Source organism: Blastococcus sp. SYSU DS0828 (genome assembly GCF_054050975.1).
In genome coordinates, this window is sequence record NZ_JBJHAK010000022.1 from 49,487 (window position 1) to 76,291 (window position 26,805).

Consider the following 26,805-nt stretch of genomic DNA (forward strand, 5'->3'; position numbering starts at 1 on the left):
CGGGGGGGAGGTGGCTTCCCGCACACCTAGCTCTACGTCAGACGGAGCACAACCTAACAGCCCCGCCAGAGACACGGAGACCGCCAGGCCGAGAAGCGCCGCCCGACCCACTAGCTGCTGGGGCACAGAACCTCCGAACACCTCAGTTAGGGAGACGCATGGCGCGATGCGCTCGGACCATCCTCGCAGCCCCGCCGTCGTGGCTGGGGACGTCTTCGAGCGTGTCGGAGAGACAGCCCGGAGGACACAGATCCGCAGGCAGTGCGGGGCAACTTCCGACCGCCATACGGAAGACCGAAGAGGTGCGTACATGCGAAAAGGTCGCTTCAGCGGTCGAGCGAGATTGAGCCGCCCGGCGCCATGTGTCAGCGTTCGGGATCCTCAACGCCTCCCAGATGGCTCACCATGGCCCCCGGGTCTGGTGGAGGAACTGAAGCCACGGAAGGGTGAAGCAGCGCCAGCACCGAGACAGTACCCCGACGAACTGTGTGGGCGGGCCGTGCGGATGGCGTTCGAGATCCGGGAGGAGACCGGGCAGCGCAAGGGCGCCCTGGCCGGGTGGCCCAGCAGCGGGGCATCAACCCCGAGACGCTGCGCAACTGGGGCAACCAGGCCGAGGTCGACGGCGGCGTCCGGCCGGGCACGTCGACCGATGACCGGCAGCGGAACGCGGAGTTGGAACGTAAGATCCGCGAGCTGCGCCGGGCGAACGAGGTCCTGAAGTCCGCGTCGGCTTTGTTCGCGGCGGAGCTCGACCGCCCACGTCGGCGCTCATCGCCTACATCGACTAGAGCAAGGACGACTTCGGGGTCGAGCCGAACTGCCGAGCGCCCACCGCTGCCGGCGCCAAGATTGCCCCGAGCACCTACTGCGCCCACCACTCCCGGCCGCTCTCGGCTCGGGCGGTCGGCGATAGGCGATAGGCGATAGGCGATAGGCGACTCAAGACCGAAATCGTCCGGGTGCACGAGGTCAATCTGGGCGTCTACGACGTGCGAAGGTGTGGCGGGCACTGAACCGCGAAGGCGTTCCGGTGGCCCGCTGCCGGGTCGAGCGGCTGATGCGCGAGCTGGGCCTGGCCTGCGTGGTCCGCGGCAGAAGCAAGCGCACCACCGTGCCCGCCGCGTGGCCGCCCGCCCTGGAGATCTGGTCGACCGGAACTTCACCGCGCCGGCGCCGAACCGGCTGTGGGTGGCCGACCTGACCTACGTCGCCACCTGGTCCGGGGGCATCTACGTCGCCTTCGTCATGGACGTCTCCTCCCGCCGGGTCGTCGGCTGCTGACCTCCACCAGCCTCTGCGCCGACCTGGCGCTAGACGCCCTTGAACACGGCCTGCGGGCCCGCGCCCGACACCAGCGCCACGTGACCTGCCTCCTGCACCACTCCAACCGCGGCGTGCAGCGCCTGGCCACCCGCTACACCGAACGCCTGGATGTCACCGGCGCCGTTCGTTCGGTGGGTAGCGAGGGCGACCCCTACGACAACTCCACCGCCGAGTACCTCATCGGTCTGTACCAGACCGAGCCCCTCCCCCGCCGCGGACCCTGGCGCGGCCTCGACGACGTGGAACTCGCGACCCTGAAGTACGTCGACTGATTCACCCACCGACGCCTGCACGGCGCCCGCGGCGACACCCACCGGTCGAGCACGAGGACGACCACTACTGTTCGATGGCCGACCTCACCGAAGACCATTCAGCAGAACCAAGCCTCCGCTGGACCGGGGGCGGTTCATTAGCACTGGATCGGTTCGCCGCCGCATGTGCCACACAGAGTCCGCATAGCCATTGACCCAGAGCTGCTGGCTCGATCCGCCACCTTGCCCGCGTGATGACGACCGAGCCCCTGCCACCGCCATTCATTACTGTGGCCCAGCTCCTCGAAGCCAACCTCGTAGAGGCATTCCCTAGCCGAACCAACCACCAGTAACGAAGCGGCATGCCAGAGTCACCGAAACTTTGGCCCAGGCCCCTCGTCGCCAACTTCGTATTTGTGACCGTAACCGTAGGCGGTCGCGATCTCCGAATTCCCGGGAACGATGTTCAGAATCACACCGAGCGCCTTCGCGCCCACACGCTCCAATGCCGCGGCAGCCTGCCGCAACTGTTCCTTCTGAGTGCGTCCGTACCGGGCAGACAGGAGCACGCCATCTACGTGCACAGCCAGTCCGACTGCGTCTGCGACGGGGAGCAGAGGAGGCGCATCGACAAGAATGAAGTCGTTCTCGCTACGCAGACCGTCTAGCATCGCGCGCATTTGACTCGAGGACAGCATCTCGCCAGGGTTGGGCGGGGTCGGCCCCGCAGCAATAACGTTGAGGCCTCTGGTCCCATGCCGCTGCAGTACATCGTCGACTCCAGCACTTCCTGACAGAATGTTTGTGAGCCCGACTCCGCCGATCAGTCCCAAATACCGGGTGACTTTCGGCTTGCGGAGGTCGCCGTCCACAACGGTGACCCGCCGCCCTGCATCGGCTAATGCCACGGCAAGGTTTACGACCGTCGTCGTCTTGCCTTCGTCCGGCAAGGCGCTCGTCAACATGATGACCTTTGGGGGGTCGTCAACCTTCAGATACTGCAGATTCGTACGGAGCTGTCGGTAATCCTCCGCAGCTCGCGTTACCGCCTCACGATCTATGACATGCGCCTTCGCCAGCTTATTGTCGCGGGCGATCGTCCCGATGACCGGCAGTCCTAGCGATTCCGAGATTTCATCTGGCCTCTTGACCGACCGATCCAAAGCAACCCGCAGGAACGCCAGACCGACCCCCACCACGCCGCCGAGTACGGAACCGACGAGCACGCTGCGCGCCACCTGAGGTGAGCTCGGGGAGTCCGGTTCTTCCGGTGCGAGCGTCACTCGAACGGCGACCGGCGAGGTGGCGGCTCCGGGGGCCGTCTCCAACTCCTCGACCAGTCGCGTGAATTCCAGCCCAATAGCCTGGGCGATCTCCCGAGCCACACTCGGCGATCGGTCCTCAACGGACACGTCAATCAGAACAGTGTCTGCGATGGGCTCCGCGCTGATCCGACTAGCTAGCGCCGTGGCCGATTCGTCAAGCCCCAGGCGATCAACGACTCGACCTGCGAGCTGCTCCCCGGTGATCAGCCGCGCGTACGACGTCACGCGCTCTTGGCTGAACTGCCCGCCTTGGAACACGTCTGAGGTCGTGTTGGTGTTCTGCGTCGCTACAAAGAACTGGGTGTTCGCCTCATACATCGGTTGCTGCAGCTGGGCACCCACGAGGGCCCCGGCCCCGCCTAGAACCATGCCAGCCACGATGAGCCACCATGACGCGCGTAACGCTGTCAATGCCTTGCGGACGTCCACTCTGCGGCTCCCACCTCGACGACTACAGCGAGTATGCCTCCACAAGCGCGGGGCATACCTTCGCACCCCTCCGAAGGAGGGAGTGGCGTGACCAGCGCCTTGCGGACCAGCCATGGTCACTTGAGACGCTGAGCATGAACACTTAACCGCTCAACCGGGTGTCGACCGGATCGGGCACATAGATTTACAGGTGAGCTGGTTCCAGCCGAGCAACGCGCGAGACGGGGGTCCCGTGACGCAACGACAGGCGATAGTCGTATCGAGCCTGCCCTGGCCACCCGACTCGGGGGATCCCGTCCGCGTCTTGGCCATGCTGGAGCGCCTCTCCGAGATGCGAGACACCGACGTTCTCGTGGTCCGTCGTCCCAGCAGCACGGACGAGGACGTGGAAGCTCTTCGAGCCGCGGTCCCACGGGCCCGAGTTCGGACCTTTGCCCCGTGGTGGGAAACCCGGACCAGTGCTCCGTGGACCGCCGTTCGCATTCTGGTCGCGCTCCTAACCAGAACGCCCCCCTGGATAGTTGGACGTTACTCGAGGGAACTATCCAAGTTCATACACAAGTATCACTCCGACTACAGTCGGATTATTGGTATCGGTGAAGCGACCGGCATTTACGTGCGACGGGGATCTGGCTGGCACTGGGACAAGGCGAACGTCCTGACCGTCAGTAGCAGGGACGCCATAGTCGGTTCTCGGGGGCTTCCAGGCCTACGCCCGATCCTTGACTTCCTCACGAGCCAGCCCTTCGAGGCTCGCGTCGGAGTGCGTGTCGCATCAGTGACGGTGACATCCGAGGACGAACGAAGGCGCTGGCTGAAAGTCTCCCGATCGAGCGATCAAGGACGAGTCTCAGTCCTCCCGAGTTCCGTCCCTGCCGCTCCGGTCGTTAAGCTTGGATCAGACCCGACGACCATCGTCTGGCTGGGATCGTTCGTGTACGCGCCCAACGTCCAAGGGTTGTTGCAGTTTCTCGCGGTCGCGGACCCGGTCTTGACCCACGCGGGTGTGCGCTTGCGCGTCGTCGGTGCAGACTGCCCGCCCGGTCTCCGTGCCGAGCTGAGGCGATATCCCTGCGTTGACTTCCTCGGCTTTGCACCTGACCTCCACCCCGCCCTTAACGGCGCGACGGCCGCCATCGTGCCCGTGTGGCAGGGGGCCGGCATCAAGATGAAGACGCTCACCCTCCTGGCCCACGGCCTACCGGTAGTCAGCACCACCGTAGGCGCTGAAGGCATACGGAGGGAGGCCTTTTGGCATGTTTCCGATGACGCTGAGGACTTGGCACGCGCCTGCGCCGAAGTGACTCTCGGACCGCCCCTCTTAGCCAAAGCCGCCGCGGGCCGCCAAGTATGGTCGGACGACCATTCGCCAGATGCCTTCAACACTGCATTGACGGCGATCTTCGCATGAGGGGACTCGGCTACGACGAAGGGCAAGACGTGAAACAGCAGCGACTCAGTGTCACCCGAGGTCGTCAGGCGCGGCGTCTAGATAATCGGCGGGACAGCCATGCCACGTAGCAACGTGCGGCGCAGATCCCGATCCTCAGCCGACCGCCTCGTCATCGTGCAGTACGGTGGCGACTTTCGAGAGGCCGCGGAACGGTTGGCTAAGGGTGGGCCGGAAACTTACCGCGCGCAGAAGTACACCGTCGACTACGTGGAGAACCTCGCCAACCGGCTCGGGGATGTAGTCACGATCACTTGCGTCACGGAAGAGCAGTATGACGTGCGCCTGCCAAGCGGAGTGCGGGCGATCGGCTTGGGGAGCACGGGTGACTACTCAGTGGTCGCGGTAGCTCGCTTGCTCGAGAAGCTGTCGCCGACCATGTTGATCCTGCGCAGCCCGATGCGACGGGTCCTACTTTGGAGCGCCGTGCGGGGCGTTCGAACGATGCTCCTCCTCGCCGACTCATATAACCCGTCCTCCGTCAAGAGCCGAGTAGCGTTCCGCCTACTGGCAGCGATGACGTACTTGCCGACCGTTGACCTCGTTGCCAACCACGGCGAAGCCTCCACTCGGCAACTGGTTGAGATCGGTGCATGCGCCTCGAAATGCCTTGCCTGGGATTTCCCCGCAATGGACACACCACAGAGCCGCAACCCTAAGGAACTCGGGCCTGGCCCCTTCCGACTGATATACGTGGGCGCCATCGTACCGGAGAAGGGAGCGACCGACCTCATCGCTGCTGTTCGCCTTATGAAGGATGACGGCCTGAAGGTGAGCGCCGACATAGTCGGCCAAGGGGACGAAGATCCCTTGAGGCAGATGGTCAACGAGCTTGGCGTAGCCGACGCCGTGCAGCTGGTCGGTGCCGTGCCGAACGGTGAGGTTATCAACCGTATGGCACAGGCCGATGTCGTTGTCGTGCCCAGTCGTCACGCCTATGCGGAGGGATTTCCTCTAACGATCTACGAGGCGTTCTGCTCTAGAACCCCTCTTGTGGCATCCGACCACCCGATGTTCGTGCGGCAACTTCAGCACCGAGAGTCAGCTTTACTCTTTCGCGCTGGCGACCCGGTCGACCTAGCGCACCGGCTCCAGACATTGCTAACCGACAGCCACACGTACGCAACCCTATCGCGGAACACTCTCGCTGCGTGGCAACAACTACACCGCTCGGTTGACTGGGCGAAGTTGATTGACACCTGGCTTACTGGCCGAGGCGCAACTGAGCGGCTTCTGTCCGAGCGATCTTGCGCTAGCGCGTCGACCGCGAATCCCGACCACGACGGCTGGCGCAACGTGCGCACCTCTCGCGGCCAAAGAGCCCCCTAATGACTGAGCGTTCGAACTTCGCCACTTTTAATGTCATCCATGTGGGCGCTGTCGGCGCGTTCCCAGGCGGCATGGCCAAGGTAGTGAACGGGATGCTTACTTGGCAGGTGCCCGGCGTGCGAATGCGCGCGTTGCCCACCACTCGGGGCAAGCGTCGCGACCCCCGCTCCCCGTTCATGTCTGCCGTGGCGGCGTGGACTCTGGTTCGCGAGCGACTTCGGCAACAGCCAACCGTTGTGTCGGCACATCTTTCTGAGCGAGGTTCCTTCGTGCGCGAGGGCGTCGTTCTGATGCTAGCCCGCGCCTTGGGCTTTGGCACCGTGGCGCACCTTCACGGCGCCGACTTCGACACTTTCGCTCGATCCCATCCTGCACTGACCCGGGTCGTTCTTCGCCGAGCTGACGTCATAGCCGCCTTAACTGCGGACTCCGTCACGACGTGCCGACAGTTGCTCGGCCCCGGCTCCGTCGTGACACTAGTCCGTAACGGAGTCAGCGTACCCACTTTGGACTGGTCGACAAAGGAGTCGTGGGTCGTCTTCGGTGGCGAACTATCGCATCGCAAAGGGTTTGACGCCCTCACTCAAGCATGGCTCAGCGCGCCGACGCAAGATCACTGGCAATTGCACATAGCAGGATTGGACGTCGAGGGACTCGCGATCCGGCTGGCGGATCGCCCTGACGTCGTCTACCACGGTCCGTTGAGGCATGAAGACCTGTTGGCCCTGCTCGAGCGAAGCAAGGTTGCTGTTTTGCCGTCGCGCGCAGAAGCGTTACCAATGTTTCTCCTCGAGGCTATGGCCGCCGGCAACGCTGTGATTGGTACGCGCGTCGGACAGGTGGAGGAACTGGTGACCGAGGAAGTGGGCGAACTCTTGGACGCTGGGGACGTCGACGGCCTGACGCGAGCGCTCACGAACCTGATGGACGGGGAGTCCTGGAGACCTAGAGGAGAGCGCGCCCGCGCCCGCGTGCGGGACCACTATGCCGCCGTGAACACACAGGTCGCATTGACGGGCCTGTGGACGACGGCGTTCCACGAGGCTCGACAGCGAAAGCGTACACGGTGGTCGCTGTAGCAATGTCTACATACGTCTGTGAACGGGGGGCTTGTCGTGCTAGAGGATTATAAGGGCGCCAAGGTACTTTGGGTGGCCAGCCCAGGTGGCCATATCTCCGAGTTGGACCTTCTGTCACGCCATATCGAGCCCTCACCTGACTCGCTCTGGATCACCGCGCAGTCGACGCAGACCGACTCTCTATTGCGGGGGAGGCGTACACATTACGTGCCCTACGTTCGCCCCCGGGACATCGCGGCCGCCGTTCGCGCTGGTCAGGCCGCGCGGCCGGTGATGGAAAAAGAGAGGTTCGATGTATGCATCAGCACGGGGGCCGGGCTAGCGTTGCTGATCCTTTCACAGGCGCCGCGCTTCCGCATGCCGGCGGTCTTCGTGGAAAGCCTCACGCGGCTGTCGGGCCCCTCTTTAACTGGGCGCCTGCTTCATCTGACACCGGGCGTGACGACTATGACGCAGCATTCCGCTTGGGCAACGTCGGGATGGGGCTACGCGGGCAATCTCCTTGACAACTTTGCGCCGTCCCCAAGGCAGCGTGTCGGCGCCCTCCGCCTATTTGTAACGCTCGGCACCATCAAGCCGTATCGCTTCGATCGAGCCATAGACGGCATCACCAAGGTGTTGCGACCCACTGACGATGTCACCTGGCAACTTGGCTCGAGCCTCCGCGGCGGCCTACAAGGCCAGACCTACGAATGGCTGCCCGTGCAATCAATGAGCAGCCTCATGCAGGGAGCCGACACTGTCGCCTGTCACTCAGGGGTCGGGAGCGTGCTCGAAGCGTTGGAGGCCGGCAAGTGCCCTGTGCTGCTGACCCGGAGCGCCCGATTCGGCGAGCACGTGGACGAACACCAGCGACGATTCGCTGACCACTTGGTTTCGCGCGGGCTCGCATACGAGCTCGACATGCAACAGCCAAGCCGCTCCGTGCTCGAGACGGCCGCCGCGGTCTCAATGAGCAGTTCAGTGTGATGTTGAAGGCGAGCTAGTGAGGGTCAACCGCCTTGGACGCACGTCGAGTTTCCGACCGAGGTGGTAAAAACACTCCGACCCGACCCGAGAGCACTTCCGTAGAGGGCGCCCTACGGCTTCACGTTCACGATCGAGTGCGCTGAGCAGCGCACATCACAGTATCGAGGAGCTTGACCAGCATTATGGATAGTCGGGAATACGCCGCGTGCATCGTCCACTATAAGGACCCGGAGTCCGTCTCATCTCTCCTTGCTGACATGCGAAGTTGGTCCGCCCCACCGCACGTTGTACTCATCATCGATAACTCGCGAGACCTCCCGCTGGCTGCCCCGTACGTAGATATGCCCGCGGGCCAGCGGACCCTCGTCATCGACCCTGGCGGCAACGTTGGTTACGCAGCAGCGGTCAATATTGCGATGCATCGGGCCCGGGAACTGAGCTACGCCCAGCTCTTGATTTTGACGCAGGACGCGAAGTTGATGCCTACTGCGGCACAAGCGCTGCAGGATACCCTCGCTGGCGACGACGCGGCGGCGATTGCCGCTCCGCTTCTGTCCTTCTCATCCAGGCCAGACGTACTGTTCTCCGCCGGCGGGACTCTGGGCCGGGACGGTCGCGTCAGCCACATTGGCGCAGACGAGCCGCTCGCAAAGTATCTAGACACGCCGACGCGCGAAGTCGCCTGGGCAGACGGCGCCGTTCTTCTCCTTGATCTCGCAGCGGCTGGAGAGGTGGGCGGCTTTCCGGAAGAGTATTTTCTCTACGTGGAAGAGGTGGACTTCGCCCTACGCGTGCGCCAATTGGGGAGAAAGGTACTGATCACATCGAGAGCCGTTGCGCGGCAGGAACCCGGAAACTACACGCCCTACTTGTACGCGCGCAACACTCTTCACTTCATTGGGAAGCATCCCGACTCGTTCCCCTGGTGGGCTCGCACCTTCGCATCTGGACGACTGCTGCTGAGGATCGCGCGACGAGGCAGCGCGGCGGACTTACGCCAAGGCGTGCGCGGCTTGACGGACGCATGGCGGGGGCGCATGGGACCACCGCCATCCGCCCGCAGAGCTTGAGCTGGACATGTTGAATGGTCGGCGGACAACCGCGCGCATCTGGGCCAGCGATTCGGGAGTCGCTCTGCGGAAGATTGGCGCCTTCACTTCACGAATCCTCGGCTCCCGTCTCATTGGGCTAGCTTGCTCCGGGGCGGCTGGGCTGATGATCGCCACACTCGTCGTGCGACATTATGGTGTGGAAGCCTACGCTTGGTTCTCGCTGATGGTGTCGCTTCCCGCGCTCGTGCAGTTCTCGGATCTCGGGTCAGGAACTGCGCTCGTCAACACCATCGCAGCGTCGGATTCCCCGAACCGCGACGCTCGCGTGCGTCGGACCTTGCTCTCATGTATTCGTATCACGGTCGCCTTCGCCCTGGTATGTGCGATATTGGCTGCGTGCCTAGCCGCGACACCAGTGTGGGAGATGCTATTCGCTGAGAACAATGCAGGCGTCCTCAGCGGCGGAGAGGCAACCTGGGTGGCTACCGTCGCCGTCTTCCTTTTCGCGGCGTCTGCCCCACTATCGCTCGGTCAGCGCGTATTCGTAGGCTTAGGCAAGAGCCATCTCCAGTCCTTGGCGCAAGCTCCTCTTGTACCGCTTGCACTCCTCGGAGTCCTCATTGACATTTACCTGTTCAACGCCGACCACGCGCCACTGCTACCACTGTCGTTTTTTGTCGCTCTCGTCATCACCAACGGCGTAGGTTCCTTCTGGGCTCGTCGCCATATGGCTACCGCAGTCGACTGGGCGCTACAAAACATGGGTCGGCGAAGCTTTCGCGGAGCTCGCGTGATGGACGTCGGATGGCCGATGATGGCTCAGACCGGCCTGATTCAGGTCGCAGTGATGTCCGACCGACTCATCTTGTCGCTGGCTTCCACGCCGGCTCAAGTGGCGGAATACTCGCTCGCAGCACAAATCTTCGGCCCGATCGGCGCGCTGACGACAGCAATGGCCGTTGCGTTGTGGCCAGTGTTCACCCGAAAGTTGCAGAGGGGAGAATCTCTAGGACTTCCTCGGTTCTCTGCCGCGTTTTGCATCGCCACGTTGGCTCTGGGACTCAGCCTGTCACTGATCAGTGACTGGGTATTCGCTCTTCTGTCGGACGGATTGATCGCCGTCGACGGACTCGTTATCTGGTCATATATCGCAGCAACGTGCACTCAGGCAGCGCTGTATCCAATAGGAATGTCAATGATGGATGCGAACGCCCTGCGTTTTCAGGTCAAGCCTATTCTAGCGTCCGTTGCGGTCAACATCTGCCTGTCAGTGCTGCTGGCCAACGCGATCGGGGCAGCTGGCCCGATCTTGGCCACCGCTGTGGCAACGTTGACCTGCCAGTTGGTTCCGTTCGCGATATACGCGCATCGGCGGTCTCGTGCTGCGACCTCTCCAGCGTGATCGCGCCCCGTTCGGCATAGCTTGTCAATCGGCCCCGCGCGCCGTGTTCACCACGTCGGTGCTCGGCAATCACTGGCCACACAACCCCCGCAAGACCGCCGACGACAAGAGCCTCCGGTAGGCCGTTGGGTGCGGGCGCCACGATGCTCACGACAAGCAGCGCAGCGAGCGGCGCGGAAACAGGAACGGTTGCCCGCCTTCCGCTGAGACAGGCCTCTAGCACCGGCCGCACGAGCCCGTATAGGGCAAGTGCTAATCCGACAGCGCCAGTTTTGACTGCGAGCCAAAGATAGTACTGATGTGCGTAGTACCGTCCGCTTGTAGCGGTCCACTGGCCAAATTCGCCGCCCATATCAATGGCGGGTTTGTAGGCGTACCCGAAACCATGCCCTAGAATCGGTGAGTCAGCCCACGCCTGGATGAGAGCGGCAACCTCTCCCGTCCTATAACGCGCAGAGCTGTCTTGCGATAGTGCCGTGGTCGTCAAGCCCTCCAAGACTCGGGTCTGATACCCGAGGAGTTGCTCCTCCAGCCACGAGCCTTCGATAGCGGGAGCCATGAGCCAGTAGGCACCGGTGACGGCGACGGCCATCACAGCCACAGTTATGAATCCACGTCTAACGGCGCGCATGAGGTCGCGTTGCCATAATGAGTAGGCGAGGGCCAGAGCGAGGGCAACCGCGATGCCGAGCAAGGTATTTCTCGAAAAGCCTAGGAAAGAGATCACTGCGGCCGGGGATCCGGCGAAGAGGAGCAAACGCAAACTCGCAAGTCCCACGATAGCTGCGGCCACCACCCCGCACAGGACGGCCAGTGATAGCCAGCTCGCTTGCGTAAGCAGGCGGACCGCACCGGACTCCGCTCCGTTCAGCGCTGCGGCCTCAGCTCGGCCGTTCAACTGTAAACTCGTCGCCGATGCAGCGATCATCAACACTGCGGAGATCCACTGCGACGCCAGAACGGTGACAAGCAGAGGGGTTCGCCACGATGGAAACGATATACGTGACGCAACGTGATAGGCGAGGATCAGGTTCACGAACGGGCGCACTTCTTCGTTCAGGCGACCAAATTCCACGGAGGAAGCGATGGCTATCAGGACGCCTAACGCCAGCACGGATCCAAGCGCCCATAATCCGCGAGTCGAACGAGGGGATGCTGGCTGAGACATCGCCCACAGAGCCGCCACGAAGAGGGCCGGCTCGAACAGGTAGATAGTGGCGCCGCCGAGGGTGATTTGTTGCGGCAGGGCCACTGGTGTGGCCGTGAACGCGAGCAGGATCGCGGCGTGCACTGAGAGTTCAGGTCGCCATATAAGGCAGGCCACGCAGATTGCGGCGCCAAGGACGCCTACGGCGAGCGTGAGACTGTAAGCCGCCGCCGCGCCCAGCGCGACGATCAGGAAGGCCACTAGCGTCGCCACGAGAGCTCGATAGGTCAGCGTACGGATCCCAAGCGAGTCGCTCTTCATCCTGGCCCAGGGCAGGGTCTCAGAATTCCGGGGGACATGGCGAGTCCTGCGGTGGCGGCCGCGCATGGTCAACTCGAGACCGACGGGGTCAGGGGAACAGCGACGACGGGCGCCATGATGAGTACGTCATCCTGTACCGCTGCAAAATCGTTCGTGGCCATCGAGGCAGTCCTTCCCGGCAGTGCGGCGCAGATGTGGCTCCTTCCGCCACTGGCCCCGTCGTCGGGGATGCCCGCATCTTTCCCGGCTCCCTGCGTTCGTACGGGCAGGCCTGACCGTGGACTGCGCGTGCCCGCCGTGATGGTAGGTCGGGCAGCGTCGCGTCACCTTGGTCGCGGATCGTCGACAGCACTGTAATTCGCGAGCCGTCACGGCGTGGGAGGCGGCCCCGCATAGGCGCTTCGAGTCCCAGCCCTGTCGCCAGCGCGAACAGATGTTGGCGTCTCCAACTACGGCCGTTGCCTCTGTGACGGGCGTGTCGGGACGTGTGCGACACGTCCACGCGACGGGAAATGGGCACTGTTCGCTCCTACCCTTCGCAGCATGCCCTGTCCCTCCTGTGGGGCGACGGCCACGCGCGCGCAGATCCTCCCCGGCTACTGGCGGTGCGACGCCGACGCCCGCGTCGACCAGCTCGTCGGTGCCCCCTCCGGCACCGACCCCGTACCGGCGCCGGCCGCGCCCCGGCGCTGCGGCACCGTCTACATCCAGACCCGCGACGACGACGCCGGCGCCACCTGCCGCTGCGGTGACCCCGCCATCGGCGAGTGCACCGAGTGCACCCGCGCCGTCTGCGCCGACCACTCCGATCTGTGGCAGGGCTGGCGGGTGTGCGACCGCGACCTCGCCAACGCCCGCCTGCGCGCCCGCGCGGCCGCCGTCGCCGAGGAGAAGCGCCGCGAGGAGGAGGCCGCCGCCGCGGAGGCCGAGCGCCTGCGGCAGCGCACCACGTTGCTCGAGCTCGCAGACGAGGACGCCGTCTGGCTGCTCTACGCCCGCGACGAGGCACGCACCGAGCAGCAGGTCCGCTCCGCCGTCCACGTGCTCCGCCGGCTCACCGCCGCCCAGTTCACCGACGTCTGCCTCTACCTGCTCCCCTACGCGCGCGAGCCCGAGACCCGGCGCACCGGGCTCACCCGGCTGACCGGCTGGGCCTTCGAGGGGCCGGACTACCACGGCCGCTCGTGGTTCCTGACCCGCAAGGGCGAGTGGTACCGCGGCGGCGCCTTCGGCGACGAGCAGCGCCGCCGGTGGAGGGACGTGCGCTTCGACGACGTCGAGAAGCGCGCCGTCATCGACGAGCTGGCCTGGCAGCAGTCGATCGACAGCCGGCTGCGCTGACCGCCCACGGGCGCCTGCGCATGCGGCGGCAGCTGCACGAACCCGTCCGTCCCCCGTCGAGTGGGCGCAGCGGCGGGGTCAGGGCCGCTGCGCCGCTCCCATCGGTCCGCTGGGCCGAGCTGACCACCCCCGTGCTGGTCAGCTCGGCCGAGGCGAGGACGGCGTGCACACTCCGCCCCTTCCGCCATGCGGTACGACTTCGTACTGAACCCGCAGCGCGCCGCCACGGCAACGAGGGCGGGGTGCAAGCCGCCCGCAGATTGAGCGCAGCACCATCTGCGCACGTCTGCGCGTCAACGCTCCCCCGCTGCGCTAGGTTGCCCGGCAACCGGTTGGGAGCTACGGGGGTGGCCGGATGAGCGGGTCGACGGGCGAACCGCGGGAGCCGGCGGCCACCACCCCGGCCTTCGATCCCTTCGTGGCGCAGGTGGGCTGGCTGATCGCGGCGGCGGGCGGGAAGGACCAGCTCGTCCAGCGCTCCGGCGGGCTGGTCAGCGCGCGCACGCTCGACAACTGGATGGCCGGCAGCTACCCACGCACCAAGGTGACCGGCGCCGTCCGCGAGCTCGACACGTGGGCGCGGGCCGAGATGCCCGGCTACCCGGAGGCGGCCGGGGTGCCCGCTCTCGTCGAGTCCTGCGGACCCTACCGCGGTGCCCCCGCCGCTCCGGTGGCCCCGGCCGATCCGGCTCCCGAGCCCGCCGCCGAGGGCGCCGACCCGGCACCGCCCCGGCGCCGGCTGCCCACCTGGGCGCTGATGGCTGCCTCCCTGGTCCTCGTCGCGGTCCTCTCCTCCGCCCTCACTGCCTTCGTGATCGGCGAGCGCGGCACCGCGGCGGACTCCGCCACCACCACCGACCTGGTCGACGTGCCGCTGCCCAGCACCGGCGACGGCACGCTCGTCGAGGAGGAGGCCGGCAGCATCGGCGCCAACACGTTCGCCGACCCGCGCACGCTCTCGGGACGCGGCCCGGCCATCCCGCCGCACACCCGGATCCTGGTGCGCTGCCGCTACTACGCGCCGAGCGTGCCCAGCGTCAGCCCCGACGGCTTCTGGTACCTGGTCGAGACCGAGCCGTGGAACGGCCTCTGGACGCCGGCGAACTCCTACATGAACGGCGATCCGCCCGGTGGCCCGTACCTGCACAACACCGACTTCGCCGTCCCCGTCTGCCAGTGACGGCACGGGCCGCACGGCACAGGGGGCACGCGACCTCCCGAAGGATCCCGGTCGCCCGGCAGGGCTCCTAGGATCAGCCCCAGCGGGTGCCCGCGCACACCTGCCGGGCACCCCCGGGCGCGGACGACTGCAGGAGGGGGTGCCGGTGCTCTCTCCTGGCCGCCGGAAGGCGGTGCCGTTCCTCGTCGGCGTCGTCGCGCTGACCGTCGCGATCGGAGTGGTCACCGCAGTGCGCTCGACAGGTGAGCCCGAGGGGGCATCCGTGGTGGATCCCCTCCCCCGGGCGGTCGTCGCCGAGTACTGGCGGGCCGACGGATCGCCCCGGCTGACCACTGCCAGCCACCGCGTCACCGTCTTCTTCCTCGCCTTCGCCACGAGCGCGCAGCCCGGCACCGGCCGGCTCGAGTTCGACCCCGACCAGGGCAGCGGCGTCACCCCCGAGCAGATGCGCGCCGACATCGCGGCCGTGCAGGCCCGCGGCGCCGCGGTCCTGCTCTCCGTCGGCGGCGCGGAGGACGGCGGGATCGTCGTGCGCACCGACGAGCAGGTCGACGAGGTCGTCAGCAGCATCGAGCGGATCTGCGACACCTACGGCTGCGTCGGCGTCGACTGGGACCTCGAGCAGGGCGGCGCCGGCACCGACCTACGGGCTCTGGTCAGCGCCAGCGCCCGGCTCAAGGCGAGCCGGGGAGCCGACTTCGCCGTCACCGTCTCCGCCGAGCCGGGCCTGCGCCTGTACGAGGACTTCGCCCTGGCCGAGGGCGAGGCCACCGTGGACGGCCGGACGTGGCGTGGCCGGGTCTGCGACCTCTACGGGCCGCAGTTCTACGACTTCCCCCAGGCCCCCGAGAAGCGCCGGGCCGACATCGTGGCCACAGCGCAGCGGTTGGTCGACCGCGGACTCGAACCGTCCCGGTTCACGATCGGCACCACCTATGCCGGCTCCGCGCTCGGCGACCCGGGGCAGATGCCGGTCGAGGAGTACCTCGCCGCCTACCGCGCCCTCGCCGACGCCGGAGTCCGGGTGCGCGGCGCCTACGTGTGGGACATGACGATCGAGAGCGCGGAGGGCTACCCGTTCGCCGAGGCCTTCGGCGCCGAGCTCGGCACCTGAACCGCGGTCGGCCCGGGCTCCAGCATCCGGCCGGTCGCATCGGGCCGCACCTCGGTGGTGGCGCAGAGCCCGCGCTCGTTCATCGCGTCGACGATCGGCTGGAGGGCCTCGATCGAGTTGAGCGTCGCCTGCCCCAGGCCGTCGTGCATGGTGATGATCGAGCCGTCCCGCATCGGCCCGACGACGTTGGCCGCGATCTCCTCGGCGGAGATCCCCTCGGTGTCGTGCGAGTCGACCAGGTTGTCGCTCGCGTCCCGGCCGAAGGACATGACCAGCCGCAGCCCGAGCGCCTGCGCGACGTCGTCCACCTGCTGGTTCACCGCCCCGTACGGCGGCCGGTAGAGGTCGGGCACCGGGGCGCCCTCGGCCACCAGCAGCTCGTTGGCCCGACGCAGCTGCTCGCGGATCTGCGCGTCGCCCCACGGCGCCACCTGCTCGCCGGAGGGCAACTCCCCGGTGGTGAGGTTCGCGTGCGACTGGGTGTGGTTGCCCAGGACGTGCCCCTCGGCGACGGCTCGCCGGACGAGCTCCCCCCGGCCCTCGATGTTGTGCCCGCTCCAGAAGAAGACGGCGGAAAGGCCCAGGTCGCGGAGCCGGTCCAGCAGTGCGCCGGTGTGCTGCCGCGGGCCGTCGTCGAAGCTGAGGACGACGTACCCGCCGGAGCAGTCGCTGGTGAGAGGGCGGAGCTCCACCGGCTCACCCGCCGACGCCGGTGCGGCCGACGCCACCTCGCTCCCCGACACGTCCGAGACCACCCGGTAGCCGGTGAAGGTCAGCCCCAGGACGACCGCCAGTGCGACCAGCAGCATCCGCCGCCGGCGGCTCACCGGGCCACCTGCCGGTAGAGCAGCCAGACGTCGGCGTCGGCGACGCCCGAGGCCGGGATGGTCGCCACCAGTTCGTAATCGGTGTAGTTGTCGTGCAGCGCCGTGAGGATGACCTCCTCCATGGCGTCCTCGGCCGGCGAGCCGGTGCTGGCCGTGTGCAGGACGATCGCCTCGTAGTCGAGGTCCTCGATGGCCACCCGGACGGCGTCCTCGCCGCGGGCGTAGAGGCCGTAGGTGTCGGCCCACTGCACCGCGGGCCGGTCGTTCGTGTAGTACTCGAGCGCCTCCGCGGCGGTGCCGCTGGCCAGGTAGGACCCCGCCGCGGGGTCGTCGAGGATCTCGGCGACGACCGGCCGCACGTCCGGCCAGGCCGCGTAGACCGCCCCCGACCGGGAGACGCCGAACAGCACCAGCACGGGCAGGATCAGCAGCACCGGCCCCAGCCGCCACGTGCCCCGCGACAGCCGGGTCAGCGCGAGTCCGGCGAGGGGCGCCAGGAAGAGCGCCGAGTACGCCAGGTTGCGGTCGAACGCCACCGCCGAGCCCGTCCACAGCTGCGCGGCCGGGAACACCGCGCTCCCGGCGAGCAGCACCGCCGCCAGCAGCACGTTCGACCTGCCCGTGCCGGCGAGCCGCACCGCCCCGGCGCCGGCCAGCAGCACGAGGATCCCGATGTCGAGCACGAGCCACCCGACCAGCCCGGTCCACGGGTGCGGGCTGAGCGGCACGTTGCCGAGGAGGTCGGTCCACGCCCGCGTGCCAGGCCCCGCTCCGAGCAGGTGCACCATGCCCGTCAGGAGCACCGCCGTGCCGCCGACGAGAACCGTCCGGCGGAGCGCACCGGCACCGGCCAGGGCCGCCCCCGCGACGAGGACGAGCGGGACGAGGAGGGCGGTGGAGTGCTGGAGGACCGGCACCAGGGCGAGCAGGGCGCCGGCTCCCAGCGCCGATGCAGCGCCGCCGCGCGCCGCGATCGCCCAGAGGGCGGCCGCCAGGCCGGCCAGCGCCACGGCGTCCGCCGTCCCGAGCCCCGCGACGAACGCCACCGGCGCGCTCAGCGCGAAGGCGACCGCCGTCAGGACGCCCGCCCGGTGCGGGAAGCACGCCGCGACCGCGCCCGACAGCAGCACCATCGCGGCGACGACACAGGCCAGCCCGAACGCGCGGACGAGGAACAGCCCGCCGACGCTGTCGAGCGCGGCGGCCAGCACGGGGTAGAGGAAGGGAGCGCCGGGCAGCGCCTCGACGGGCACGCCGGCCGCTGCCTGCGCGATCCACTGCCCGATGACATCCCGGCCGGTGTTGACGGCGAGCGCCTCGTCGGCCGAGGCGCCGTTGCGCAGCCGCAGCGCCAGGACCGCGAGCACGACGGCCGTCAGGACGAGTGGGAGCCGGGCGATCCACCGGCGGCTCGCCGGGCGGACCAGGCGTGCGGGGAGGGACAGCAGCACTGCGTCGTGCCAGTGCGGTGCCCGGTAGGTGCCCGAGGGCGCGGCGGGGGTGACGGTCATCGCCGTCCCTCCTCGCGCGCCGGCAGGGTGCCGTCACGGTCGTTCTTCGGGAGGATGCGTCGCACCGCCAGGGACAGCATCAGCACCGTGACCGCCGTCAGGACGGCGGTGGCGCCCATGAACCCGTCGTGGCTCACCTGCTCCAGGAGAGCGGGGAATCCGGCGTCCATCAGGTGATCCACTCGGGCTCGGCGCCGTGCAGCGCGCGGGACAGCGCCTGCCAGTTCACGATCGACTGGGCCATGTCGTAGACGACCATCGGGAGCAGGAACGCCGCGTAGATGCGGCCCCGCCGGCCCGCCTTCCACGACGCCAGCACCTGGTCGAGGACGAAGACCGGGATGATCACCAGCCAGATCAGGTGCAGCGACGGCTCCTCGAGGGCCAGCGCGTAGGACCAGGCAGCGATCATGAGCAGCGGCACGAGGCTGCGGAAGTACGTCCACAGCTGGACCAGCCACGCCTTGCGCGTGTGCTCGACGAAGCCGTACGTCATGAGCGTCTCGAGCGTGCCCCGCTGCCAGCGCAGCCGCTGTGTCCGCCAGTCCGACCAGGTCGGCATGATGTCGGTGACCACCGTGCAGTCCGGCGCGCACCGGGGGTCGTACCCGAGCCGCTGCAGGGCGACGGTCAGCTCGTAGTCCTCGGTGAGCGACGCCTCGTGGTAGACCTGCCCCGGCACGCCGGGCAGCAGCGCGGAGCCGCGGGCGGCAGCCACGGCCCGCAGCGCCTCCGCCGTGAACATGGTGGCCGCCCCGGAGAGCACGTGGATCCGGCCCGCGCGGCGGTGCACCGTCCGCAGCCCCTGGGCGTACTCGATCTTCTGCAGCAGCCCGATCCGCGACGGGTGGTCAGCGGCCTCGTAGGAGCCGCTGATGCCACCGCGCTTCCGGTAGGCCTCGAAGTAGCGCATCCCGCGCTCGATGAAGTCGGGGCTGAGCCGGCTGTCGGCGTCCATCGACAGGACGACGTCGTCGGGTTCGAGCGCCGCCAGGACCAGCGCCAGCCCCTGGTTCAGCGCGCCCGCCTTCTTGGCGGTGTTGCCCCGGGTCTCCAGCACGTCGACGCCCAAGGCCCGGGCGATCTCGACCGTGCCGTCCGTGCAGTTGTCGGCCGCAACGAGGATGCGCTGGGGTGGCATGGTCTGCCGGCGGAGGCTCGCGATCGTCTGCGCGATGCCAACTTCCTCGTTGTGCGCCGGGATGACCGCCGTGACGCGCGCCTGCCGGCGATGGGCGCCCCTGCCGGGCTCCGGCGCCGTGCGCGGGGTCTCGGCCGGCGCCAGCACCGCGGCGTTGGACTCGAAGCGGTACTGCCGGGGGATCTCCGGCGCGAACGTCGTGCGCGCTTCCGCGGCGGGGCCGAGGCCGTCCACAGGATGCGTGCGAGCGCCCTCGATTCCTGCAGTTCCCACCGGATCCCCCCGATTGCCGCGAGCGACCCGGCAAGTGCGCCTCGGGCTCACGGATCTTCATCCCGCACGTTCCTCCTCACCGCGGCAACGAGAGCAGGCGCCGAGAACGTATGACGGGGAAGGGTGGTCGGGAAAGGCTTTACCGATGCGATCTTTGTGCGCTCAACTGACTACGCTGAGTTACTGCCACGTTTCGGCCACAGCCGTGTGACGTGCGCGTTCGCCCCCGAGTCGACCGCGCGCCGGGCCGCGCGAGCCTGGCATCGTTACTCTGAGTTTCTGCCGCACGAGCCTTTTTAGTCGCATTTCCCCCGAGCCCCTCGCGCATTCATCGACCATTCCCCTCGCTCGCCTCCCCGCCCTTGCGGAGCCCCCTTCGGGCGCTCCCACCCGGTCCGGGCCGGCGCACCCACCCCGAGGAGAACCGGCTGGTAGGAGCAGTGGTGCGAGGACGTGCCGGCTGGTCCGAGGTGGCTCGACCGCGAGATCCCACGGTCTGCGGGAACCGAGAAGCGTGGTGGACTGGGGTGGAAATGCAGCGGCACGGCACACATGCAGGCGCGAACGAACGAGTTGTGCCCTGTCGATCTCGTGGACGGTGCGCGGATCCGGACGACCCGCCACCGACGACCTCGCCCGCCACGCCTCGGCTCACCGCTCGAAGAAGGCCGGGCGCCTACCACGAGCCGTGATCCGATCGGCTGTGCGACATGGTGCCGTGAGGTAGATCACGCACGTGCCGACGGATCGGCACCCTCGATCGGGCGACTCCGCCGGCAGCCGCTGCAGCCAGGGCACCTGGCGCTGCTCCTGCGCTACGCCGCCCGGGGGAGCAGGCGGAGGCGGGCCAGGAAGCCGGTCACCCTCGCCGGCACCTCGTCGTCCGACGACCGGGCGCCGGTGACGGCGGCGGCCTCGGCCACGTCGTCGGCGGCCTCCACCGCCGCGTCTCCGCCGTCCACCCACTCCGCCGGACGGAGACGGGGAGGTGGCACGGGAGCCAAGCGGTGGACGTCGGCCGGTCCGTACGCGGACGCCGGCGCGGCGTGGCGGCCGTAGCTCTCGGCTCCGGAACTGCGGAGGACGACCGTGGCGCTCATCGTCGCCGGGTCGGCATCGTGATCCACCGTCCACGGCACTACCGCTGCATGCTCATCGGATTGCCCCACACCTATCTCATCGGCAGCCGAGGTTGCGTCCGTGACGCTGCCCGGTCGACAGCGCGGCGGCTCCCCCCTCCGGGTGATCCGGGCCTCGGGACGGGTGAACCCGCGCCGTCCCGAGGCCGATGCCCCTGCCATGCACCAGCCAGACCAGGACGCTGCCCTGCGGCGGCGCCCCGGCCGCGCGCTGCTCCTGACCATCGGGTTGGTCGCGCTCTTCGCCACCGGCATCGGGCCGCGGCCGGCCGGCGCGGCGTGGGACCGGACCTACGACGTCGTCCTCTACAACCTGCCCTACCTCGCCGCCGCGGCCGTCTGCGTCATGGCGGCCCGGCGGGTGCGGTCGGAGCGGATCGCCTGGGGCACGCTCGCCGTCGCCCTGGTCCTGGGCGCGCTCGGCAACGTGCTGCGCGTGCTCTCCGCCGGGTTGGAGGGCAACGAACCGTCGTCCACCCTCTCGCACGCGGTCATGCTGGTGGCCTACCTGACCATGTACGTGCCGGTCGTCGTGCTGATCCGCACCCGGGTGCCGCGCTTCCACCCGAGCATGTGGCTCGACGGGGTGGTGGCCGCCCTCGGCAGCCTCGCCGCCGGCGTCGCCTTCCTCCTGGGCCCCTACCTGCTGACCGACCCCGGCGAGAGACCGGTGGCGGCCGTCGACCTCGCGGCACCGATCACGACGATCCTGCTCATCGGCATGGTCATGGCCGTCGGCGGCATCCTCGGCGTGCGCCTCGACCGCACCTTCGTGCTGCTCGGCGCCGCGCTGGGCCTGATCTGCCTGTCGGACCTCATCCTGTTCGGCCTCAAGGTGCAGGGCACCTACGTCGACGGCGGGCCGCTGGAGCTCGGCTGGCTCGCCTCCGTCGTCCTGGCCGCCGCGGCCGCCGCGGGCGCGGTCGAGCCGCCCCGGCTCCTCCGCAGCGGCGGCTCCCGCACCGGCTGGCGGCTGCTCGCCGTGCCGCTCGCCTGCCTGGTCGCCAGCCTCGTCGTGCTCAGCCCCTGGTCGCAACCCGTGCCCGACGTCGCCGGCTGGCTGGCCATCGGGTGCGTGCTGGCCGGCGTCGTCCGCATCGCCGTCACCTTCCGCGAGGTGCGCGGGTACAACCAGGTCAAGCTGGAGTCGCGCACCGACGAGCTCACCGCCCTCGCCAACCGCCGGGCGCTCATCGAACGGGCCCAGCGGGTCGTCGCCTCGGCCACGCCAGAGCAGCCCGCCGCCCTCCTGCTGCTCGACCTCGACGGGTTCAAAGAGATCAACGACAGCCTCGGCCACTCCGCCGGTGACGACCTGCTCCGCCAGATCGGGCCGCGGCTGCTCGGCTCCTTGCGCGCCGGCGACGTCCTGGCCCGGCTCGGGGGCGACGAGTTCGCCGTCCTGATGCCGGCCGCGGCGGCCGACGAGGCGCGGGCGCTCGCCGAACGGCTCCGCGACCTGCTGCTCGCGCCGTTCACGGTCGCCGACGTCCGGCTGCACGTCGGCGTCAGCATCGGCGTCGCCACCACGCCGGCCCCGGCGGCGACCGTCGAGGAGCTGCTGCACTGCGCCGACGTCGCCATGTACAGCGCCAAGCGCGCCCGCGAGGGGGTGCACGTCTACGTGCCCGACCCCGTCACCGGCACCGCCGGCAGCGACCGCCTGCGCACCATGGAGGAGCTGCGCACCGCCCTCGACGGGGACGAGATCTGCGTCTTCCTGCAGCCGCAGGTGGACCTGCGCGATGGCCGGATCGTGGGCACCGAGGCGCTGGTCCGGTGGAACCACCCCACCCGGGGACTGCTCTCCCCCGCCCACCTGCTGCCGGCGGCCGAGCAGGCCGGGCTGCTGCGACCGCTCACCGACCGGGTGCTCGAACTGGCGCTCACCGCGGCCGCCCGCTGGTGGCCCGAGCGCGAGGTGCCGGTGTCGGTGAACCTGTCCGCGGCGAACGTCACCGACCTCGACCTGGCTGGCAAGGTCGCCGCCGCGCTGCACCGGCACGGCCTGCCCGCACGGGCGCTCACGCTGGAGCTCGTCGAGGACACCCTCATGGCCGATCCCGAGCGCGGCCGCACGGTGCTCGCCGACCTGCGCGCCTCGGGCGTGCGCACCTCCATCGACGACTACGGCACGGGGTACAGCTCGCTGGCCTACCTGCGGCACCTCCCGGCCGACGAGCTCAAGCTCGATCGCAGCCTGACCGCCGACGTCGACCGCGACCCGCGGGCGGCGGCCATCGTGCAGAGCACCGTCGCGCTGGCCCACGCCCTCGGCCTGAGCCTGGTGGCCGAGGGGGTCGAGACCCTGGCGACGAGTGCCACACTCGCCCGCCTCGGGTGCGACGTCGCGCAGGGGTACGCCCTCGCGCGCCCCATGCCGGTCGAGGACTTCCTGGACTGGCTGGCCGCCTCCGACTCCGGGCTCGTCGACGCGGCCCTGATCCCGCAGCTCAGCCGGGGGTGGACCCCCGACTGACTCCGCCGGGTGAGGAGGACACTCCGGGGTGACGCGCGACCGGGCGACACGCCGACCACGATCACCACGCAGCGTTGCTGTTTGTGGACTATGAGCGGGTGACGCCGCCTTCCCCTGCCCCTGACCTGCTCGCTTCCCCCCTCGCCTGGCGCGACCTCGCTCCGGAGATCCTCCGGCAGCGACTCGTGATCGAGGGCTACCCGGCCGCGCCCGTGGACGACGCCCAGATCCGCACGTACCTCTCGGCCCTCTCCCGGGAGGTGGACATGGTCCAGCTCCTCGAGCCGGTGACGCACCGCTCCGACCTCTACGGCTGGGCCGGCTGGATCCACTGGGAGACCTCGGGCGCGCACTTCTACGCCTGGGAGCAGCCGCGGCTGTTCTTCTCCGTCGACATCTACACGTGCAAGGCGTTCGACCCCGACGTCGCCGTGGCGTTCACCGCCGACTTCTTCGCCGCCCGCACCGTCGTCGCGAAGTCCTTCTGACATGGCCCTCCGTCTGCTGGTGGCGCACTCCCCCGCCGAACGGGACGCCGCACGCCAGGTCGAGGCCGACGTCTTCCTGCAGGCCTTCGGCAACACGCCCGAGCTCTTGGAGCAGGAGTACGGCGACTACGAGGCGCGGTCGCGGTTCGTCGCGGTGATCGACGAGGAGAGCGGCGCCGCCCTCGGCACCGCTCGGCTGATCACCGCCGGCGACAGCCCGGTGAAGACCCTGGTCGACGTGGCGGGTGGCCCCTGGCGGCTGCCCGTGGCCGACAGCCTGGGCGCCGTCGGCCTCGAGCCCGGGACCGTGTGGGACGTGGCGAGCCTCGCCGTGGACCCCCGGTACCGCGCCGGCGCCGCGGGCGCGGAGGTCAGCGTCGCCCTGTGCCACGGCATCTGGCGGTACGCCCGCAACTGCGGGATCCCCGGCATGGTCACCATCCTCGACGACCGGGTGCACCGGCTGGTGCGTGCGATGGGCCTGCCCTGGCACACGATGGCGGGCGCGACCTCCCAGCCCTACCTCGGCTCCCCCGCCAGTACCCCGTGCGTCTTCGTCGTGCGGACGGCGGAAGCGGAGGTGTACGCGGCCCGCCCGGACCTCGCGCCGGCCCTGGACCACGGCGTGTTCCGCTCGATCACCGTCGACCCGGCCGACCTGGCAGCCACCCGCGGCGTCCTCGTCGAGCCGGCCGAGCCGGCGCTCGCGGAGCCGTTCCGCCGCGACACCACCGGGTGGCGGCCGCCGGCGTCCCGCCGCACGGATCAGGTCACGAACCCGGCCGGCGCGTAGGTACCGGACCGCCGGCGCTGCTCACGCGGCCCTGACAGCGCCGGCGGCGAGCTGCTCCTGGTACCAGGCGTAGGTCTCCTCGAGCCCCGTCCGGAGATCGATCCGGGCACGCCAGCCCAGGCCGTGCAGCTTCGAGACGTCGAGCAGCTTGCGGGGTGTGCCGTCCGGCTTCGAGGTGTCGAACTCCAGACGCCCCTCGTAGCCGACGACGTCGGCGACGAGTTCCGCGAGCTCGCGGATCGAGAGGTCGGCGCCCACCCCCACGTTGATCGGCTCCGGCTCGTCGTAGTGCTCGAGGAGGAACAGGCAGGCCCGCGCGAGGTCGTCGACGTGGAGGAACTCCCGGAGCGGTGCGCCGGTGCCCCACACGACGACCGACGGCGCGGCGGCGAGTTTGGCCTCGTGGAACCGGCGGATGAGCCCGGGCAGCACGTGGGAGTGCTGCGGGTGGAAGTTGTCGCCGGGCCCGTACAGGTTGGTCGGCATGGCGGAGATGTAGTGGACGCCGTGCTGCCGGCGCAGCGCCTGCACGTGGAGGACCCCCGCGATCTTGGCGATCGCGTAGGCGTCGTTGGTCTCCTCGAGCGGCCCGGTGAGCAGGCTGTCCTCACGGATCGGCTGGGGCGCGAGCCTGGGGTAGATGCAGCTCGAGCCGAGGAACAGCAGACTGGTCGTGCCGTGACGGGCGGCGGCGTCCAACACGTTGACCTGCATGCGCAGGTTGTCGGAGATGAAGTCGGCCGGGTAGGCGCTGTTGGCCAGGATGCCGCCGACCTTGGCCGCCGCCATCACCACGGTGGCCGGCCGCTCCGCGGCGAAGAACTCCTCGACCGCGGACCGGTCGCGCAGGTCCAGCTCGGCGGAGGTCCGCGTCACGAGGTTGGTGAACCCCTCCGCCCGGAAGTGCCGCAGCACGGCACCGCCCACGAGGCCTCGGTGGCCGGCGATGAACGTCGAGGTGTCTCGAGAATGAACAGTCGTGGACAAGGCCGTTCCCTTTCCGCCGCCGGGCTGCCAGGCTAGCGCCCCTCAGGAGCCGGATGTACCGGTTCCGGGCCGACAGCCAGAGGTACGTGCGATGTCGAAATCCGCATTGATCACAGGCATCACCGGCCAGGACGGCTCGTACCTCGCCGAGTTCTTGCTCGACAAGGGCTACGAGGTGCACGGCATCGTCCGCCGGTCATCGAGCTTCAACACCGAACGCCTGGAGGACATCTACCAGGACCCCCATGCTCCGGACCGACGCCTGTTCCTCCACTACGGAGACCTCGCTGACGGCACCGCGCTCACGAACCTCCTGCGGGAGGTGAACCCCGACGAGGTCTACAACCTCGGTGCCCAGTCGCACGTGATGGTCTCGTTCGACCAGCCGGTGTTCACCGGCAACGTCACCGGCATCGCCGCGATGCGGCTGCTCGAGGCCGTCCACGCGGCCCGCGTCCGCACCAGGATCTACCAGGCGTCGTCGTCCGAGATGTTCGGCGCGACGCCGCCACCGCAGGACGAGGACACGCCCTTCTACCCACGGAGTCCGTACGGCGTGGCCAAGCTCTACGCGTACTGGGCCACCCGCAACTACCGGGAGGCCTACGACGCCTACGCCGTCAACGGCATCCTGTTCAACCACGAGTCGCCGCGGCGCGGGGCCACCTTCGTCACCCGCAAGGTGACCCGTGCCGTCGCGCGGATCCAGGCGGGCCTGCAGGAGAAGCTGTACCTGGGCAACCTGGAGGCGGTCCGCGACTGGGGCTACGCGCCCGAGTACGTCGAGGGCATGTGGCGCATGCTGCAGCAGTCGGAGCCGAGGGACTACGTGCTCGCCACCAACACGGCGTACACGGTGCGCGACTTCGTCCGCATGGCGTTCCTCCACGTCGGGCTCGCGTGGGAGGACTACGTCGTCCACGACAAGCGCTATGAGCGGCCGACCGAGGTGAACGCCTTGATCGGTGACTACTCCAAGGCCAAGCACGAACTGGGCTGGGAGCCGAAGGTGCTGACGCCCGAGCTGGTGGAGATCATGGTGGACGCCGACATCAAGCTGCTCGACGACGAGCGGTGCGGCCGGCTGGTGCGCATCGACGCCTGACCCCCGACGCCTGGTGCCACCCCGCCTGCCGTCGAGCAGGCGGGGTGGCATCGTGCCGTCGGCAGCGCGGACGCGGATCCGGCGGGCACCGTCGACGTCCCCGCCGGGGACGATCCCGGCGGGGACGGCGACGGATCAGACGACGGAGCGGAGGGCGGGGCGGAGGGCGCGCTGCCAGCCCCCGGCGTACTGCGAGGTGCTCAGCGTCATCGCCGCGGTACCGGTGTCACCGGCCTGCGGCCGCGGCTGGTAGGCCAGCTGGCTCACCTGCGCCCCCGAGCCCTCCGCCGCCTCGGTCCACCCGGCCGCCTCGGTGATCGCCACGCTGCCGCTGTCCGCGCCCACCC

21 protein-coding genes, 2 pseudogenes and 1 other annotated feature are annotated in these 26,805 nt (G+C 68.6%); of the genes and pseudogenes, 14 read left to right on the forward strand and 9 right to left on the reverse strand.

From position 1 onward, the window contains the following. Positions 1–505: 505 nt before the first annotated feature. A pseudogene (locus ACI79Q_RS16245) lies at positions 506–1,666 on the forward strand (IS3 family transposase); the annotation flags it as partial. Continuing rightward, positions 732–860 (forward strand) — a sequence feature (AL1L pseudoknot). Its footprint overlaps the pseudogene before it by 129 nt. A 282-nt stretch (positions 1,667–1,948) precedes the next feature. Here the strand turns inward: ACI79Q_RS16245 and ACI79Q_RS16250 are convergent. Further along, positions 1,949–3,445, reverse strand: coding sequence for a polysaccharide biosynthesis tyrosine autokinase (locus ACI79Q_RS16250; RefSeq protein WP_456615041.1), 1,497 nt, complete (start codon positions 3,443–3,445; stop codon positions 1,949–1,951). A gap of 196 nt (positions 3,446–3,641) precedes the next feature. On the opposite strand from ACI79Q_RS16250, the gene ACI79Q_RS16255 reads away from it, so the two are divergent. From ACI79Q_RS16255 to ACI79Q_RS16280, 6 genes are all read left to right on the forward strand, one after another. Then, positions 3,642–4,742: a glycosyltransferase family 4 protein gene (locus ACI79Q_RS16255; protein ID WP_456615042.1), complete on the forward strand. Its 1,101-nt coding sequence runs from the start codon at positions 3,642–3,644 to the stop codon at positions 4,740–4,742. A gap of 156 nt (positions 4,743–4,898) precedes the next feature. Beyond that, a complete protein-coding gene (locus ACI79Q_RS16260) occupies positions 4,899–6,110 on the forward strand; it encodes a glycosyltransferase family 4 protein (protein ID WP_456615022.1) in 1,212 nt (403 codons plus the stop codon). Further along, positions 6,110–7,189, forward strand: coding sequence for a glycosyltransferase family 4 protein (locus ACI79Q_RS16265; protein WP_456615023.1), 1,080 nt, complete (start codon positions 6,110–6,112; stop codon positions 7,187–7,189). The genes ACI79Q_RS16260 and ACI79Q_RS16265 overlap by 1 nt, the downstream gene beginning before the upstream one ends. A gap of 72 nt (positions 7,190–7,261) precedes the next feature. After that, positions 7,262–8,158 (forward strand): glycosyltransferase, encoded by an 897-nt coding sequence (locus ACI79Q_RS16270; RefSeq protein WP_456615024.1) that lies wholly within the window; start codon positions 7,262–7,264, stop codon positions 8,156–8,158. Positions 8,159–8,499: 341 nt separating this feature from the next. Continuing rightward, complete coding sequence (locus ACI79Q_RS16275) at positions 8,500–9,228, forward strand: glycosyltransferase family 2 protein (RefSeq protein WP_456615025.1); 729 nt, start codon at positions 8,500–8,502, stop codon at positions 9,226–9,228. Positions 9,229–9,373: 145 nt separating this feature from the next. Then, positions 9,374–10,612, forward strand: a complete 1,239-nt coding sequence (locus ACI79Q_RS16280) for a lipopolysaccharide biosynthesis protein (RefSeq protein ID WP_456615026.1) — start codon at positions 9,374–9,376, stop codon at positions 10,610–10,612. A gap of 256 nt (positions 10,613–10,868) precedes the next feature. On the opposite strand, the pseudogene ACI79Q_RS16285 reads toward ACI79Q_RS16280, so the two are convergent. Continuing rightward, positions 10,869–12,146, reverse strand: a pseudogene (locus tag ACI79Q_RS16285) (O-antigen ligase family protein); the annotation flags it as partial. Between the two features lie 477 nt (positions 12,147–12,623). On the opposite strand from ACI79Q_RS16285, the gene ACI79Q_RS16290 reads away from it, so the two are divergent. The 3 genes from ACI79Q_RS16290 (at position 12,624) to ACI79Q_RS16300 (ending at position 15,715) form a co-directional block, all read left to right on the forward strand. Next, positions 12,624–13,421 (forward strand): hypothetical protein, encoded by a 798-nt coding sequence (locus tag ACI79Q_RS16290; RefSeq protein WP_456615027.1) that lies wholly within the window; start codon positions 12,624–12,626, stop codon positions 13,419–13,421. 355 nt (positions 13,422–13,776) lie between these two features. Next, positions 13,777–14,601 carry a hypothetical protein gene (locus ACI79Q_RS16295; protein ID WP_456615028.1) on the forward strand — a complete coding sequence of 275 codons (825 nt, stop codon included), beginning with the start codon at positions 13,777–13,779 and terminating at the stop codon, positions 14,599–14,601. Positions 14,602–14,746: 145 nt separating this feature from the next. After that, complete coding sequence (locus tag ACI79Q_RS16300; RefSeq protein ID WP_456615029.1) at positions 14,747–15,715, forward strand: hypothetical protein; 969 nt, start codon at positions 14,747–14,749, stop codon at positions 15,713–15,715. Here ACI79Q_RS16300 and ACI79Q_RS16305 read toward each other — a convergent pair. The 5 genes from ACI79Q_RS16305 to ACI79Q_RS16325 form a co-directional block, all read right to left on the reverse strand. Further along, positions 15,673–16,542 (reverse strand): polysaccharide deacetylase family protein, encoded by an 870-nt coding sequence (locus tag ACI79Q_RS16305; RefSeq protein WP_456615030.1) that lies wholly within the window; start codon positions 16,540–16,542, stop codon positions 15,673–15,675. The genes ACI79Q_RS16300 and ACI79Q_RS16305 overlap by 43 nt on opposite strands. Continuing rightward, the gene (locus ACI79Q_RS16310) at positions 16,539–18,053 is read right to left on the reverse strand and encodes a hypothetical protein (protein WP_456615031.1); all 1,515 of its coding nucleotides are present in this window, start codon (positions 18,051–18,053) and stop codon (positions 16,539–16,541) included. The genes ACI79Q_RS16305 and ACI79Q_RS16310 overlap by 4 nt, the downstream gene beginning before the upstream one ends. Beyond that, positions 18,050–18,223 (reverse strand): hypothetical protein, encoded by a 174-nt coding sequence (locus ACI79Q_RS16315; protein WP_456615032.1) that lies wholly within the window; start codon positions 18,221–18,223, stop codon positions 18,050–18,052. Before ACI79Q_RS16315 ends, ACI79Q_RS16310 begins: the two co-directional genes overlap by 4 nt. Next, a complete protein-coding gene (locus ACI79Q_RS16320) occupies positions 18,223–19,467 on the reverse strand; it encodes a glycosyltransferase (RefSeq protein WP_456615033.1) in 1,245 nt (414 codons plus the stop codon). The genes ACI79Q_RS16315 and ACI79Q_RS16320 overlap by 1 nt, the downstream gene beginning before the upstream one ends. Before the next feature lie 815 nt (positions 19,468–20,282). After that, positions 20,283–20,567: a hypothetical protein gene (locus ACI79Q_RS16325; protein ID WP_456615034.1), complete on the reverse strand. Its 285-nt coding sequence runs from the start codon at positions 20,565–20,567 to the stop codon at positions 20,283–20,285. Between the two features lie 199 nt (positions 20,568–20,766). Here ACI79Q_RS16325 and ACI79Q_RS16330 point away from each other — a divergent pair, with 199 nt between their 5' ends. The 3 genes from ACI79Q_RS16330 to ACI79Q_RS16340 all read left to right on the forward strand — a co-directional run bounded on the left by ACI79Q_RS16330 (position 20,767) and on the right by ACI79Q_RS16340 (position 24,366). Then, positions 20,767–23,085, forward strand: coding sequence for a putative bifunctional diguanylate cyclase/phosphodiesterase (locus ACI79Q_RS16330; RefSeq protein ID WP_456615035.1), 2,319 nt, complete (start codon positions 20,767–20,769; stop codon positions 23,083–23,085). A 98-nt stretch (positions 23,086–23,183) separates the two neighbouring features. Then, entirely contained in the window at positions 23,184–23,573 is a 390-nt protein-coding gene (locus ACI79Q_RS16335) for an S-adenosylmethionine decarboxylase (RefSeq protein WP_456615036.1), read from the forward strand. 1 nt (position 23,574) lies between these two features. Next, on the forward strand, positions 23,575–24,366 hold the full coding sequence (locus tag ACI79Q_RS16340) for a hypothetical protein (RefSeq protein WP_456615037.1): 792 nt from the start codon (positions 23,575–23,577) through the stop codon (positions 24,364–24,366). A 21-nt stretch (positions 24,367–24,387) separates the two neighbouring features. On the opposite strand, the gene ACI79Q_RS16345 is transcribed toward ACI79Q_RS16340, so the two are convergent. Further along, on the reverse strand, positions 24,388–25,353 hold the full coding sequence (locus ACI79Q_RS16345; RefSeq protein ID WP_456615038.1) for a GDP-L-fucose synthase family protein: 966 nt from the start codon (positions 25,351–25,353) through the stop codon (positions 24,388–24,390). Positions 25,354–25,444: 91 nt separating this feature from the next. Between ACI79Q_RS16345 and gmd the strand changes: the two genes are divergently transcribed. Beyond that, a complete protein-coding gene (gene gmd, locus ACI79Q_RS16350; RefSeq protein WP_456613198.1) occupies positions 25,445–26,458 on the forward strand; it encodes a GDP-mannose 4,6-dehydratase in 1,014 nt (337 codons plus the stop codon). 135 nt (positions 26,459–26,593) lie between these two features. Here gmd and ACI79Q_RS16355 read toward each other — a convergent pair. Next, the coding region (locus ACI79Q_RS16355; RefSeq protein ID WP_456615039.1) for a hypothetical protein at positions 26,594–26,805 on the reverse strand (212 nt) is incomplete at its 5' end.